The organism is Prolixibacter sp. DSM 2831 (assembly GCF_056493735.1).
The window spans coordinates 432,598-446,165 of sequence record NZ_CM151379.1 but is presented as its reverse complement, the minus strand read 5'-3'; the positions used below and the strand labels follow the sequence as shown (position 1 = coordinate 446,165).

Genomic DNA, 13,568 nt, shown 5'->3' with positions numbered 1-13,568 from the left:
CACCACTATTCTTTATCTACATACAATCTTCTGGGAGGTTCCTTCGATACCTCGAGCCCCAGGTTACTTTTCTCCACTCGGTCCATCACTTCCGAAGGCCGGCTCATTTTCATCAGCTCCGCGGCCACCGCAACAGATTCAGAACGCAATTCCTTCAGCGAATCCTGAAGGGCGGTAATATGCCTAATGGTTTTCTCCGACTTATACCGAATGGAGATATTAACCAGCAACATGACCACCACGACAAAAATCAACAACCGGTTTCTCCTCAGCCAGTCACTTTCCAGGATACGGCCATTCAAAATGGTCCGTAACGAAACTCGGTATCTCTTTCGGTTGTTCTTTTCCGGCATAATTATATTCTTTCTGCAATCCGCAATTTGGCACTTCGCGCCCGCGGATTATCGTTTATCTCATCTTCATCCGGCACAATCGGCTTCCGGTTGACCGCCTTCACCGGGACTTCATAATTTCCGTACAAGTCCTTCTCAATCGTTCCTTCTACCTTGCCACTCCTGACAAAGTTCTTCACCATCCGGTCTTCCAGCGAATGATATGTGATGGCAACGAACCGACCTCCGGGATTCAACACTTCAGGAATGGCTTCCAAAAAATCTCTCAGCACATCCATCTCCCGGTTTACCTCAATTCGAAGCGCTTGAAATACCTGCGCCAGGTATTTTTTCTCAGTTTTCGCCGGCACACAAGGTTCAATCACTTTCAGAAACTGACCAATCGTATTAACCGGCTCCTCTGATCTTGCATTTGTGATTAATGAAACCAACCTTCTGGCATTTTTAACTTCTCCGTAGGTTCTGAAAATTCGCATCAACTCACTCTCCTCATACTCATTCACAATCGATGCCGCATCTTTTTCAGCGGTTTGATTCATCCGCATATCGAGTTTTCCGTCGAAGCGAAAGGAAAAACCGCGATCTGCCTCATCGAATTCATGCGACGAAACGCCCAAATCGGCCAATATCCCATCCACTTTCTCCAATCCGTAGTAGCGGAGGAAATTCTTCAGAAACCGAAAATTATGCTGAACAAATATGAGACGATCGTCATCAATGAGGTTTTGCCGGGCGTCCACATCCTGGTCGAAAGCCAGCAGCTTGCCGCCCTCCAGTTTTTCCAGAATTCTGCGCGAGTGTCCTCCTCCGCCAAACGTCACATCCACATATACGCCACCCGGTTTCAGCGCCAAACCATCAACACTTGCATCCAACAACACGGGTACATGGTATTCACTCATCACTCAGCAATTTGAAGGGTCAAAAACTATCGGCCGGACCACCGAGCAACTCTTTGTAAAGCCGCACAAAGTCTTCGTCGGAAATCCGTGAAGCTTCATGTCTGGCAGGTTCCCACAATCTCATCCGTTCGCCCTGACCGGCAAAAATGGCTTCTTTGCCGATTCCTGCATAGTCCAGCATTTCATTGGGAACATTGAGCCTTCCGTTATCAGCCATATTTACTTTCACCACTTCTTCGAAATAACGGGAAAGCATTTTGCTATGAAGCGGATCGTCCATATTAACCCGCTGACGAAGTTTATCCACTTTCCGGTGCCAGGCCGAGAGCGGATAAACGTTCAGGCATTTGTCATAAATATCTTTCTCCACCACATACACCACTTCCAACGCGTCTCCCATCTCCTTCTTGAAAGGAGCCGGAAGCACGACACGGCCTTTACCGTCAACATTTACAGGATATACGCTGGTGAAAGAGATCATGGCTCAAATTACCTACATTTTCATGTAAAGGTATCTTTTTTACACTATCTGACAAAGTATGACACATTGAGACACTTAGCAAATTTGTCAACATTTTGTTGACATCAATGTTCATAACCATGTTGATAAACACCTTGCAATTGTTGAAATCTTAAAGCCGAGAGAGGTTTTTCTGTCTTTGGATTTCAAAGATACACTTCATTTGGGAAATCCATTCTACAACGGCTTTAAATTGTCGACCATTCTTCGCACGATCAATTTTTTAGTAAATTTCGCCACAGTTGAACGACAATTCCTATGGAGCAAAGAGAACCGGTTCAAAAGTTAAAACCGATTGTACTAAAAGAGCTTATCGCGGATAAAAGCCCTAAACTGGCGTCCCGGATTCCGGGATTTGTATATCGTTATCTGAACTACAAATTACATATCAAGGAGGTTAACCAGATTATTCGGGATTATGGACACCTGACGGGAGTAGAATTCTGTGATGCCGTTATCAGTGATTTTAAAATCAAATTCGATTTTCACGGACTCGATAATCTTCCCGGGGAAGGACGATATATTTTCGCATCAAACCATCCGCTTGGAGGTTTCGATGGAATGTTGCTCCTCAGCCAGGTGACACATCAGATGGGTCCGTCCAAATTCCTGGTAAGAGATGAGCTAACAAAAATTCCACCGCTGGCTCCTGTTTTTGTTCCGATCAACAAGCACGGCAGTCAGCGAAAAGCCGCCAAAGTGATACAGGAAGCGTATGAATCAGACAACCAAATACTGATTTTTCCGTCAGGACTGGCTTCAAGACGAATCAATGGGAAAGTAGTCGATTTGACATGGCACAAACACTTCATACAAAAATCGATTCAGTATCAGCGAGACGTGATACCGGTTCACATTTCCGGCAGAAATTCCGGATTTTTTTACCGGCTAGCCAATTTCCGCAAGTTCATTGGTTTGAAATTCAACATTGAAATGTTTTTTTTGCCTGACGAAACATTCAAACAGAGGGGAAACGAGATAAGTATTACATTCGGTGAACCCATTTCGTGGCAGACTTTCTCAAAGGAAAAGTCGCAAAATGGATGGGCAGCCTGGGTAAAATCGAAGGTTTACGACATGGCACCGAATACTCAAAAATAAGTGTACTTAACACATATCCTGTCTATTATTTCTTATTTTTGAAACCTTAAATCAAATGTTCGAAACATGAAGGAAATCATTCCTCCCGTTCCACGGGAGCTAATTGAGTCGGAACTTACCGAGGATAAATTCCAACGCAAGACGAACAAAGCCGGGAACGAGATTTACATATTCACCTATCACGAGGCTCCGAACACGATGAAGGAGATAGGTCGACTGAGGGAACTTTCTTTCAGAAAAGCAGGGGGCGGAACCGGCAAAGAGATTGATATTGACGATTACGACACTTGTGAAAATAATCCCTACAAGCAACTCATTGTTTGGGATCCCGCCAGAAAAGAGATCCTGGGAGGCTACCGCTACATTCATTGTTCGGGCTTACCGCGTGATGAAAACGGAGAAGTACAGCTGGCAACGGCTCGTCTCTTTCGGTTTTCCGAGAAGTTTATCGACGAGTACCTGCCCCATGTAATTGAACTGGGACGCTCGTTTGTGCAACCCGACTACCAGTCGAGCAAAGCAGGGGCCAAAGGTTTGTTTGCGCTCGATAACCTGTGGGACGGACTTGGCGCCCTGACGGTAGACCATCCGGAAATCAAGTACTTTTTCGGCAAGGTGACGATGTACACACACTTCAACACGGAAGCGCGCAACCTGATACTTCACTTCTTCGAAACTTATTTCGCCGATCCGGATGAACTGGTACGGCCTAAAAACCCGATGCCGACCCATCGGAATATCGAAGCACTGAATGCGTTGTTCGAAGGAAAAGAATACCAGGAAGCGTATAAAATCCTTTCACAGGAGGTGCGTAATTACGGCGAAAATATTCCGCCGCTCATCAATGCTTACATGAATCTTTCTCCATCGATGAGGACATTCGGTACGGTTGTCAACGACCATTTTGGAGACGTAGAGGAAACCGGAATCATGATCAACATCGACGAGATGTACGACGCCAAAATCGATCGGCACGTTTCAACTTACCTCGAAGAGCTGGTCGAAAAAGGAGAAGATCCGAAAGTCAGATTCCAGTAAAAGAAACAGAATCAACGAATACACAATAAAGCCTTCTGAAATTTCAGGAGGCTTTTCTTTTTGCCATCAAAACCCTAATAAGAAGGAAACTACAGCATTTCCGTATTTACATCTACTATTTTTTTAGTAGAATTTCTATGAAAATAGTAGGAAATAAAAAATACATCTACTATGTTTGTAGTAGACTTTGAAGTAAACGTATACCCTCATGGAAATAAAACAGCTGACAAATGCCGAAGAGCAAGTGATGCAAATTGTATGGCGACTGAAGGAAGCGGTGGTAAAGGATGTGGTTGAGCAATTCGACGAACCCAAACCCGCCTACACAACCGTGGCTACAGTACTAACTGTTTTGGAGAAAAAGGGCTTTGTGGAAAAACGAAAAATCGGGAATACCAATCTGTTCTTTCCGCTGGTTAACAAAGCCGAATACACCAAATTCCAGTTTACGTCACTGCTGAAAAACTATTTCAACGGTTCGTTTCCGAAGATGGCTACATTTTTCGCCCGCGAGAACCAACTGGATATTCAGGATCTGGAATCGATCATGAAACAGGCTGAAGAGGAACTCAGAAAAGATCAATCTAACACCGATTCGTAATGGAAAACTGGTTCGATTTTTTATTTCATGCCTCTGTTGGCCTCAGTCTCTTCTTCGTTGTATACTGGCTGTTACTACGGCAATCAACGCATTTCACGGCCAACCGGATCTACTTGGTGCTTTCGGTATTGCTGGCACTGATGGTTGCTGCTTTTCCCTTTCACTACACGGTAACACTCACACCATCTGCGAGCACTCCCCTGTCCAATTTATCGGGTATTCTTAGCCACCAGATCATTTCCGGAAGCAAGCATACTCCTGAAAACAACGGAGTCACCTGGTCGACGGTTTTACTTTACGCCTACCTGACCGGTACTGCTCTTTTCGCGTTGCGACTACTCATTCAAACATGGAGACCGCTTCGGGTTATCTACTCTTCAGAACCGAAAATACGGGATGGCTATTACATTCATGAAAATGACAAATACGCCCTTCCATTTTCGTTCTTCAACCATATATTAATCAATCCGAAATACCTGAAACAGGAAGAAATCGGTGAAATACTTTCTCACGAACAAGTGCACATTCGCGAGCGTCACTGGGTCGACCTGCTTATCATAGAACTGTTGACAGTCGTTTTCTGGTTCAATCCATTCATTTGGTTATTTGAACTGGCGATTAAACAAAATCACGAGTACCTGGCCGATCAAGGTGTGATATCCCGGGGCCACTCACCCGTCAGGTACCAGGCATTATTAGTTAATCAGCTAATGGGCATGCAGGTCATTGGAATCACCAACAATCTGAATTTTGCCCTTGGCCCAACCCGTTTAAACATGATGAAAAGACAAAAAACATCGAAAAAGAAGCTGTTCCATATGGCTTGGGGAATTCCCGTCCTGGCTTTTATGCTGGTGGCATTCGCCGAACCTCAATATGAAAAAGCTGCTCCTGCGACCAATACAGCCCAGTCAGAAGCAACCAAAACAATTCATGGAACAGTTGTCAATGAAAAAGGAGAACCATTGACCGGGGCAACCGTTTTAATACGGCATACGACCAAAGGAACCGTAGTAGATCGAAGTGGAAAATTTTCACTTGAAATCCCTGAAGATGGATGTGAGTTGGTTATTTCGTTTGTAGGCTACCAAACAGTCGTCAAAAAGATAACACCGAACGAAGACAATATTAAATTGAGGATGAAGGAAGGCGTTGTGGGAATAAGTACGGAACTTTCACCGGCTAAAAAAGAAACGCCCGCTCCACCACCGCCACCTGCATCGTCAAAGCAAGCAAATAATAAAGGCAAGAAGGTATTCGTCATCGTTGAAGATATGCCGCAATATCCGGGAGGACAGCCAGCATTGGCGAGATATATCGATGACCAAAAGAAAGAAATCGTTCGGGAAGCGAAGACTGAAGGCAAAACGCTAAAGGGCAAGGCTTATGTTAATTTTGTCGTTCAACCGGATGGTTCGGTAGGGCAGGTAAAAATTACCAAAGCCAGTGGTTCAAAATATCTTGATGAAAAAGCTATCGAAATCGTCAAGGGTATGAAGAAATGGACCCCAGGCAAACAACGGGGAAAAGCTGTTCCGGTTAACTTTGCCGTCCCCATCGAATTTTAATAACAACCCCTAAGAACAAAAAAAGAAGGATGCCGAAATGACATCCTTCTTTTATATTCTAGCAAGGTCCGGTTTAATATGCCCGGCCTTTGATTCCTTCGATATAATTAATGAATGAGGTATTCACTACTTTGTTTCCTCCAGGTGTTGGGTAGTCGCCGGTGAAATACCAGTCTCCCAAATCGTTCGGACACGCTTTGTGAAGATTATCCACCGTTTGGTAAACGATATCCACTTCCGCATTACAATCGACCGGCTTCAACAACTGGGCGATTTTATCCGAGACCTCCTGATCGGTAAAGGGACGATAAATTTCCTTCACATAGTTCACAATCTCTTCCTTCGGCAAGTGTTGCTGCTCTTTACATTTCTTGTAGGTCTCATCAATCACGTGTCCTCTGCCAGTTTCCTTCAGCAACGTAATGGCCGCTTCAAAAGCGATAAACTTGCCAAGCTCCGCCATGTCGATTCCGTAACAATCGGGATACCGAATCTGCGGTGCCGACGAGATGATGACAATCCGTTTCGGATGCAACCGGTCGAGAATACGCAGGATACTTCGCTTGAGTGTCGTCCCCCGAACGATGGAGTCGTCGATGACTACCAGTGTATCCTTCTCATTCTTAACAACGCCATAAGTAACGTCGTACACGTGACCTACCAAATCATCCCGACTGGAATCATCCGTGATGAAGGTTCGCATCTTCACGTCCTTAATGGCAATCTTTTCAATACGAGGCTCAACCGAGATAATTTCAGCAATGGCTTCTTCCGTCATGTTCTCGCCAAGCGCGTGAATCTTCTCTTTTTTCCACTCCAACAGCAGGTCGCGGATGCCTTCCATCATTCCCGAGAAAGCGGTTTCAGCCGTGTTGGGGATATACGAGAAGACTGTATTCTCCAGGTCACCATCTACGGCATCCATAATGGTTGGTGCCAACAAGTGCCCCAGCTTTTTTCGTTCGAGGTAGATATCACGATCGGAACCACGGGAAAAGTAAATCCGCTCGAAAGAACACGATTTCCGCTCCTGCGGAACACGGACCATCTCTTCGGACAAGGTTCCGTCCTTCTTCACAATTAATGCAGATCCGGGCTTCACTTCCTGAACACTTTTCCAGGAGACGTTCATCACGGTTTGAATCACCGGACGCTCAGAAGCTACCACCACAATTTCGTCATCGGCATAGTAATACGCCGGCCGGATTCCCCACGGGTCGCGCAGCACGAAAGCATCGCCGTGGCCAATGATTCCACCAATAGCGTATCCTCCGTCCCAATCGCGACTGGAACGTTCCAGCGTTTGTCTCAAATCGAGGTTGCGTTCGATGAGCGGCGAAATTTCTTTATTGGAGTGACCTTCGTTTTTATACTTGCGGAAAAGCAGTTCATTCTCCTCATCCAGGAAATGTCCCACTTTCTCCAGGACAGTCACCGTATCGGTATATGCTTTCGGATGCTGCCCCAAATCGACCAGCAGATCGAACAACTCATCGACATTGGTCAGGTTGAAGTTACCGGCCAGCACCAGGTTCCGCGAACGCCAGTTATTTTGCCGCATCACAGGGTGAGTAAATTCCACACTGTTTCGACCGAACGTACCGTATCGCAAGTGCCCCAGGTAAAGCTCGCTGACAAAAGGCAGGTTGTTTTTGGCCCAGGCCGGATCATGATACGTTTTCGGGTAAGTGCGTTTAGCATGGTTGAATTCGCCAAAGACATTGTCGAACACATCTTTAATCGGATTCGCATCCACCGAACGGTGACGATGAATGTAATCCTGCCCGGCGGCCATGTCAATCTTCACACTAACGACTCCGGCTCCGTCCTGTCCCCTGTTGTGTTGCTTTTCCATCAACAGGTAAAGCTTGTTCAAACCGTACTGCCAGGTTCCGTATTTTACTTTGTAATACTCAAGCGGTTTGCGAAGCCTTATCATCGCTATACCACACTCATGTTTTATTAGCTCGCTCATCTCAGCTTATTCTGCTTTTTTATCGTTCTGATGTTGAATTGCTGTTAAGGTCGGGAAACTGAATATTGTCCGGTACAATAAAAGCGTTGGGATAATCCCGGGCAATCTTTTTTTGCAACCGAAGTGCATCACTCCGCGTGCGAAAATCGCCAACCCTAACTTTAAAATCGGGCGATTGGTATATGATATAGGCTTTTACATCCGGGTACGAGGAAAGGAAGTCGGTTTTCACCTTCATGGCCCGCAGTCGCGCTGAGCTTCCGGAACCAAAATAAATCTGCACCCTGTACCCCGGCGTGGTTTGATTATTCTTATTGAGCTGTATTTTTCGCTCAAGCAGTTCTTTCGTTTTCGGGTTCTGATGAACATCGAGTCCTGTCCAGATCCGGGTCGTATCGTTCGCCGAAAGCTGACCGTATCCGTTGACCGGCGCCGGCTTCTGCGCCAGCACATTACCCCAAAAGAGCAAAAGGACAACGAAAGTTGAAAGTATCCTCTTCATGAACTGTTTTTCTTTAAGGATGCAAATATAACGGAAAAAGAAATGGCCGGGAAATTCCGGCCATTGTCAAATCTTTAAATATTATTCTGATTCAAGCGCTTCCTGCAATTCGTCTGTCATTTCGAGGTTGTGGTAAACGTTCTGAACGTCATCATCATCTTCCAGCGCCTCGACTAATTTCAGGACCTTTTGAGCCGAATCCACATCCAACTCCTTGGTATCATTGGGTATTCGCTGCAAATCGGCACTCGCTACCTCGATATTCAAATCTTCCAGCTTTTTATTCAGGTTACCGAAATCTTCCATCGCGGAGGTCAGAATAATAAAGCCGTCCTCTTCTTCAATATCCTCAACACCCGCGTCAATCAAATCGAGTTCTACCTCCTCGAGGTTGATATTATCGGCGGCAATACGGAAAATTCCCTTCCGGTCGAAAAGAAAACTCAGTGAGCCATTGGTTCCCAGGTTGCCGCCGTATTTATTAAAAATGGAACGTACACTGGAAACGGAACGGTTATTATTATCGGTCAAACATTCTACAAAAACAGCAATTCCGTGCGTGGCATAACCTTCGAAGGTGACCTCCATGTAGCTTTCGGAATCAGCGCCGGCAGCCTTTTTAATCGCTCTTTCTATATTGTCTTTCGGCATATTCTCGCCCTTGGCATTCTGTATGGCCAGGCGTAAGCGAGGATTTCCATCGGGATCGGGTCCGCCCTCCTTCACGGCTATTGAAATTTCCTTGATAAGGCGGGTAAATATTTTTCCGCGTTTCGCGTCCAGTGCGCCCTTTTTTCGTTTAATCGTCGACCATTTACTGTGTCCTGACATAATTCGTTTTTTTGGGTTGACTATTTTGAAATCGTCGGGGCTGTAAAGATAAGAAAATCCCATTTTTTACAGAAAATCCTTTAGGAAAGGACAATTAAGTCTTATTTAGACAGTACCTTATTGTCCAAATTCAAAATATGATGGTAAATTTGCCCAACTAATTTTCTCAATTGATTTTTCCGTAATGGCGAACAAGAAATTATATATCGAGACGTACGGTTGCCAGATGAATGTGGCAGACAGCGAAGTGGTGGCAGCCGTATTGGGAGAGAAGGGATATGACCTGACCGAAGATCATCAGGATGCCGATGCCATATTAATTAATACGTGTTCCATTCGCGACAACGCCGAGCAGCGCATACACGCCCGGTTGGATTTGTTTCAGAGTCATAAAAAGAAAGCACCCGATAAAGTGGTTGGTTTGATTGGCTGTATGGCCGAACGGGTAGGCGACCAGTTGCTCGAAAAGAAGAAAATCGACCTGGTAGCGGGACCCGATGCTTACCGCGATCTCCCTTACCTGTTCGACAAAGTAAAGCGAGGCGAGGAAGCCATCAACGTGGATTTAACCACGAACGAAACATACGATTCCATCATCCCGAAACGTATCGGGAACAACAAAATTTCCGGTTTTGTATCCATTACACGTGGTTGCAACAACTTTTGTACATTCTGTATTGTGCCTTATACCCGTGGCCGGGAAAGAAGTCGTGACCCAAAAGACATTCTCAGCGAAGTACAGGACCTCATCAGCAAAGGCTACAAAGAGGTTACGCTACTGGGGCAGAACGTGGACTCATACCGTTTCCGTGCTCCCGGAACCCGCCCGGTGAAGTTTGCCGATTTGATGGAGATGGTGGCGCAGATTGACCCGACAGTCCGGGTACGCTTTACCACGTCGCATCCGAAAGACATGTCGAACAAATTGCTGGAGGTGATTGCCAAATACCCGAATATTTGCAAGTTCATTCACCTGCCTTTCCAGTCGGGAAGCTCGACGGTGCTCGACAAGATGAACCGGAAATACACCCGCGAATGGTATCTCGACCGCATCAAAGCCATCAACGAGATTATCCCGAACTGCGGCTTGTCGACCGACGTGATTACCGGCTTCTGCGGTGAAACGGAAGAGGATCACAAAGAAACCCTTTCGCTGATGGAAGAAGTTCGTTTCGATTCGGCATTCATGTTCAAGTATTCTGTTCGCCCCGGAACCTATGCACACGAACATTACGAAGACGATGTGCCGGATGAGGTGAAATCACGTCGACTGAACGAAGTAATCGCCTTGCAAAGCCGGATTTCGCAGGAGAATAACCGCCAGGACATTGGCAAAGTAGTGGAAGTGCTGGTAGAAGGTGTTTCGAAGAAGAGCGACGAGCAATACTTCGGACGCAGCTCGCAGAACAAGATGGTTGTTTTCCCGAAAGGTGATTTGCAGTTTGGCGATTATGTCCGGGTAAAAGTGAACGAAAGTACGCAGACCACGCTGATTGGCGAGGTAACCGAAAAAATAGGACAACCCACCGAATAAACTGAAATGAGCAAAATGATAGATGAATTCCGGGATTATCGTGCCCGGATGAATGAGAAAATTCTTTCAGCCGATAACAAGGTGATGAAGCGCATCTACAACCTCGACACCAATACCTATATGGAAGGTGCCTTATCGACCAAAACCAAGGAGATGCTGGGGTTGGTGAGTTCCATGGTATTACGTTGCGACGATTGCGTGAAATACCACCTCGAGAAATGTCACGAGCAAGGTGTTACCACCGAAGAACTCTTCGAAGTGTTCTCGGTAGCCAACCTGGTGGGAGGAACCATTGTAATTCCCCACACGCGCCGTGCCGTGGAGTACTGGGAAGAATTGCAGAATGCAGAATAAATCAACAACCCAAACAAATAAAAAAGGGTCTTCGTTACGGAAGGCCCTTTTCTTTTGTCTCATTCTCCGGGGAAAAGCTCCGGCCTGACAAACGGGATCAGCGCCAGGCAAACGGCCTGCTCGTAAAGCAACGTCCGCGTGATGGCATTGCGGGTGAGCAATCCCACCGCCCCGTTTTCCTGCTTCGAGTTGGTTTTCCCAAACACTTTGTCATCGGCATCGCCCAGTTCCAGACCTTTCTCCACCAGTTTCACCACTTCCGGCGGAAGCTGAAAAGTGGTGGTGCGCGATTCGCCAAACTGCCCGTCAGCGCAGGCGGCAATCCAGGCAAACGACTGCATCCCGCCGTTATGCCGCTCGATGCCGCCCTCTACGCCAAACCAGAAATCGGCGTGCGGCACTTTTTCCCTTGCATTCGCGGCCCGGTTGTGCGCCCCGGCCCGGGTTTCTTCATCGCTCATGGGTTGGTCGGGCACCCCCGAATCAACACTCACGCCTTCCATCTCAATTTCCGTGTCCGGGAAGAGCTTTTCAAAGCCCCGCTTCACCGCCTCAATCTTAACCGGGTTATGCGAGGCCACTACAATATGTTTTTTCATCTCTCGTAATTTCTACTTCTCTTCTTCTATCAGGCCGGCCAAAGCATATACCAGCGCAGCCTGCCAGTTGATGGCAATTTCGTTGGTGGTATAATCCGACTGTTTATCCTGCCAGTTGGTGGCCGAACGTCCGCCTCCAACCAGGTAACCCGGCCAGGGTTCTTCAATCCCGTCGGCAGCGCTGCGCCGGTCATGCGGATGCATGGGCGGACAAAACCCGATGCCGGTTACGTACGAACGGTCATACACATTCCGTCCCAGCAAATGGTCGGCAATGGAGACCACCGTGTTGGTATAGGCCCGGTTGGGCGAAATAGCGTTGGCCACCTGCAGGTTGACAGCCTGCCGCGCCACCGTTCCGTTGCACCCCCAGTAATAGCGCCCTGCCAGTGGCCGGCCGTAAATATCCTTTCGTCCTTTTGCCACCAGGGTATCGGCATTCGCCAGAATGGCTTTTTGAACACGGTTCAGCAGGTCCGCGTTCCTTCCGTTCCTGCCGGAAAGCACATAGGTAAACAGGGCCAGGTCTTTCACATTGCCCCAGTCCCAGTCGCTGTCAATGAGCGGCGGATGAATGTCCGGCACTGCCGATTCGAAGTCCGCCAGATAAGCCGGCTCGCCCGTTGTTTCCCACAACTCGGCTGCGGCCCACAGCCGTTCGCTTTTATCGCTCTTCACTTTGTAGGCACCCGTTTTGAAATCCCCCTGCTCAAAGGGTTTCATCTCCGGATATTCTTTCAGAAAGGCATAACTGTTCTTCGCAGCCGTCAGACACTTTTTCGCATACACGGAATCATACGGCTGAAAGTTGCGGGCCGCCATGGCCATTACCGCGGCAAAATCAGCGGTAGCTGCCGAACTCCATTCCGTGAAATAGCGTTTCCCCTTATCATCTTCAGGCATGATAAAACCGGCAAAGTTCGTGCGCGTCAACTTGTGCGACACCCGGCCCGAACCATCGGGGTATGGCATTTTCAGCAGCCAGTCGGTTTCCCACTTCAACTCTTCAAGGTATTCGGGGAAACCGGGAGCTGTCTCCGGTAGATTCAGCTTCACATTTTCCAGTGCCGGCCTGAACTGTTCCCATGCCAGAAACAATGTGCCCAACGTGATACCGGCGTTCACCGTGTATTTCCCATAATCGCCGGCATCGTGCCAGCCGCCGGTACCGTTACGGATAACGCCTTTCTGTCCTGTGTAATCGCCGTAAGCATCGTCGAGGTGACAGGCAGCGTGCGCGTAATGATTTCCGTTGAAATCGCCTTCCACGGCTGTGCCGCAACGCCAAAGATAAAAAGCCCGCATGGCCGTTTTGTACGGAAACCGGAAGATATCATCGCTGATGCGAAAGGCCACCGACCGTCCAACTCCGGGCACTTCCAGGTAGTAAGAACCAGTATCGGCGAATGCCGAAAAATCAGCCAGCCAGGCATTTTGGTTGACATCCTTCTGATGAAACGGCCCCGTAACCTTTCCGCTGAAAACCGTGGAGTCGTCAGCCAACCGTTTCACTTCGAACTGGCTGCAGGGTTGTATAATGGTGGCTATTTTGGCTTTCGCCGGAAGAAAACCGACGGAATTGAGGCGGACCGGGTACGTATCGCCCGATGGCCCGGCGCTGCAGGCAGTGAGCCACAACAGCAGCATCGTCAATAATTTTCTCATGAATCAGATCGTGTAAAAAGGTTTG

The 13,568-nt window shown here is 47.4% G+C and carries 14 protein-coding genes; 6 read left to right on the top strand and 8 right to left on the bottom strand.

Going from position 1 to position 13,568, the window contains the following annotated elements; all coding sequences use genetic code 11:
• Positions 1-5 precede the first annotated feature (5 nt).
• The 3 genes from AC060N_RS01830 to AC060N_RS01820 are packed head-to-tail and all read right to left on the bottom strand — an operon-like array spanning position 6 to position 1,736.
• Positions 6-353 carry an FtsL-like putative cell division protein gene (locus tag AC060N_RS01830; protein WP_106541333.1) on the bottom strand — a complete coding sequence of 116 codons (348 nt, stop codon included), beginning with the start codon at positions 351-353 and terminating at the stop codon, positions 6-8.
• Positions 354-355: 2 nt separating this feature from the next.
• On the bottom strand, positions 356-1,255 hold the full coding sequence (gene rsmH / locus AC060N_RS01825) for a 16S rRNA (cytosine(1402)-N(4))-methyltransferase RsmH (RefSeq protein ID WP_106541332.1): 900 nt from the start codon (positions 1,253-1,255) through the stop codon (positions 356-358).
• Between the two features lie 19 nt (positions 1,256-1,274).
• Positions 1,275-1,736: a division/cell wall cluster transcriptional repressor MraZ gene (locus AC060N_RS01820; protein ID WP_153641109.1), complete on the bottom strand. Its 462-nt coding sequence runs from the start codon at positions 1,734-1,736 to the stop codon at positions 1,275-1,277.
• Positions 1,737-2,033: 297 nt separating this feature from the next.
• On the opposite strand from AC060N_RS01820, the gene glsA reads away from it, so the two are divergent.
• From glsA to AC060N_RS01800, 4 genes are all read left to right on the top strand, one after another.
• Entirely contained in the window at positions 2,034-2,876 is an 843-nt protein-coding gene (gene glsA, locus AC060N_RS01815) for a lyso-glycine lipid O-acyltransferase GlsA (protein WP_479525633.1), read from the top strand.
• 66 nt (positions 2,877-2,942) lie between these two features.
• A complete protein-coding gene (gene glsB, locus AC060N_RS01810; protein WP_463233171.1) occupies positions 2,943-3,914 on the top strand; it encodes a glycine N(alpha)-acyltransferase GlsB in 972 nt (323 codons plus the stop codon).
• A gap of 208 nt (positions 3,915-4,122) precedes the next feature.
• Positions 4,123-4,515: a BlaI/MecI/CopY family transcriptional regulator gene (locus AC060N_RS01805; protein ID WP_463233172.1), complete on the top strand. Its 393-nt coding sequence runs from the start codon at positions 4,123-4,125 to the stop codon at positions 4,513-4,515.
• Positions 4,515-6,083, top strand: coding sequence for a TonB family protein (locus AC060N_RS01800; protein ID WP_479525632.1), 1,569 nt, complete (start codon positions 4,515-4,517; stop codon positions 6,081-6,083). The genes AC060N_RS01805 and AC060N_RS01800 overlap by 1 nt, the downstream gene beginning before the upstream one ends.
• Positions 6,084-6,156: 73 nt before the next feature.
• Here AC060N_RS01800 and AC060N_RS01795 read toward each other — a convergent pair whose 3' ends face one another.
• From AC060N_RS01795 to AC060N_RS01785, 3 genes are all read right to left on the bottom strand, one after another.
• The gene (locus AC060N_RS01795) at positions 6,157-8,058 is read right to left on the bottom strand and encodes an amidophosphoribosyltransferase (protein ID WP_479525631.1); all 1,902 of its coding nucleotides are present in this window, start codon (positions 8,056-8,058) and stop codon (positions 6,157-6,159) included.
• A 19-nt stretch (positions 8,059-8,077) separates the two neighbouring features.
• Positions 8,078-8,560, bottom strand: a complete 483-nt coding sequence (locus tag AC060N_RS01790; RefSeq protein ID WP_479525630.1) for an SPOR domain-containing protein — start codon at positions 8,558-8,560, stop codon at positions 8,078-8,080.
• Between the two features lie 81 nt (positions 8,561-8,641).
• Entirely contained in the window at positions 8,642-9,391 is a 750-nt protein-coding gene (locus AC060N_RS01785) for a YebC/PmpR family DNA-binding transcriptional regulator (RefSeq protein WP_479525629.1), read from the bottom strand.
• Between the two features lie 184 nt (positions 9,392-9,575).
• Between AC060N_RS01785 and miaB the strand changes: the two genes are divergently transcribed.
• Positions 9,576-10,925, top strand: a complete 1,350-nt coding sequence (gene miaB / locus AC060N_RS01780; RefSeq protein WP_479525628.1) for a tRNA (N6-isopentenyl adenosine(37)-C2)-methylthiotransferase MiaB — start codon at positions 9,576-9,578, stop codon at positions 10,923-10,925.
• Positions 10,926-10,931: 6 nt separating this feature from the next.
• The gene (locus AC060N_RS01775; RefSeq protein ID WP_106541323.1) at positions 10,932-11,279 is read left to right on the top strand and encodes a carboxymuconolactone decarboxylase family protein; all 348 of its coding nucleotides are present in this window, start codon (positions 10,932-10,934) and stop codon (positions 11,277-11,279) included.
• Positions 11,280-11,338: 59 nt separating this feature from the next.
• Here AC060N_RS01775 and yjjX read toward each other — a convergent pair whose 3' ends face one another.
• Positions 11,339-11,878, bottom strand: a complete 540-nt coding sequence (yjjX, locus tag AC060N_RS01770) for an inosine/xanthosine triphosphatase (protein ID WP_479525627.1) — start codon at positions 11,876-11,878, stop codon at positions 11,339-11,341.
• Between the two features lie 12 nt (positions 11,879-11,890).
• On the bottom strand, positions 11,891-13,543 hold the full coding sequence (locus AC060N_RS01765) for a glycoside hydrolase family 9 protein (RefSeq protein WP_479525626.1): 1,653 nt from the start codon (positions 13,541-13,543) through the stop codon (positions 11,891-11,893).
• Positions 13,544-13,568 lie beyond the last annotated feature (25 nt).

What these genes read in the sequence shown, in the direction of transcription:
- AC060N_RS01830 (WP_106541333.1), bottom strand. Translation starts at nt 353, where the DNA reads ATGCCGGAAAAGAACAACCGAAAGAGATACCGAGTTTCGTTACGGACC.
- rsmH (WP_106541332.1), bottom strand. Translation starts at nt 1,255, where the DNA reads ATGAGTGAATACCATGTACCCGTGTTGTTGGATGCAAGTGTTGATGGT.
- AC060N_RS01820 (WP_153641109.1), bottom strand. Translation starts at nt 1,736, where the DNA reads ATGATCTCTTTCACCAGCGTATATCCTGTAAATGTTGACGGTAAAGGC.
- glsA (WP_479525633.1), top strand. Translation starts at nt 2,034, where the DNA reads ATGGAGCAAAGAGAACCGGTTCAAAAGTTAAAACCGATTGTACTAAAA.
- glsB (WP_463233171.1), top strand. Translation starts at nt 2,943, where the DNA reads ATGAAGGAAATCATTCCTCCCGTTCCACGGGAGCTAATTGAGTCGGAA.
- AC060N_RS01805 (WP_463233172.1), top strand. Translation starts at nt 4,123, where the DNA reads ATGGAAATAAAACAGCTGACAAATGCCGAAGAGCAAGTGATGCAAATT.
- AC060N_RS01800 (WP_479525632.1), top strand. Translation starts at nt 4,515, where the DNA reads ATGGAAAACTGGTTCGATTTTTTATTTCATGCCTCTGTTGGCCTCAGT.
- AC060N_RS01795 (WP_479525631.1), bottom strand. Translation starts at nt 8,058, where the DNA reads ATGAGCGAGCTAATAAAACATGAGTGTGGTATAGCGATGATAAGGCTT.
- AC060N_RS01790 (WP_479525630.1), bottom strand. Translation starts at nt 8,560, where the DNA reads ATGAAGAGGATACTTTCAACTTTCGTTGTCCTTTTGCTCTTTTGGGGT.
- AC060N_RS01785 (WP_479525629.1), bottom strand. Translation starts at nt 9,391, where the DNA reads ATGTCAGGACACAGTAAATGGTCGACGATTAAACGAAAAAAGGGCGCA.
- miaB (WP_479525628.1), top strand. Translation starts at nt 9,576, where the DNA reads ATGGCGAACAAGAAATTATATATCGAGACGTACGGTTGCCAGATGAAT.
- AC060N_RS01775 (WP_106541323.1), top strand. Translation starts at nt 10,932, where the DNA reads ATGAGCAAAATGATAGATGAATTCCGGGATTATCGTGCCCGGATGAAT.
- yjjX (WP_479525627.1), bottom strand. Translation starts at nt 11,878, where the DNA reads ATGAAAAAACATATTGTAGTGGCCTCGCATAACCCGGTTAAGATTGAG.
- AC060N_RS01765 (WP_479525626.1), bottom strand. Translation starts at nt 13,543, where the DNA reads ATGAGAAAATTATTGACGATGCTGCTGTTGTGGCTCACTGCCTGCAGC.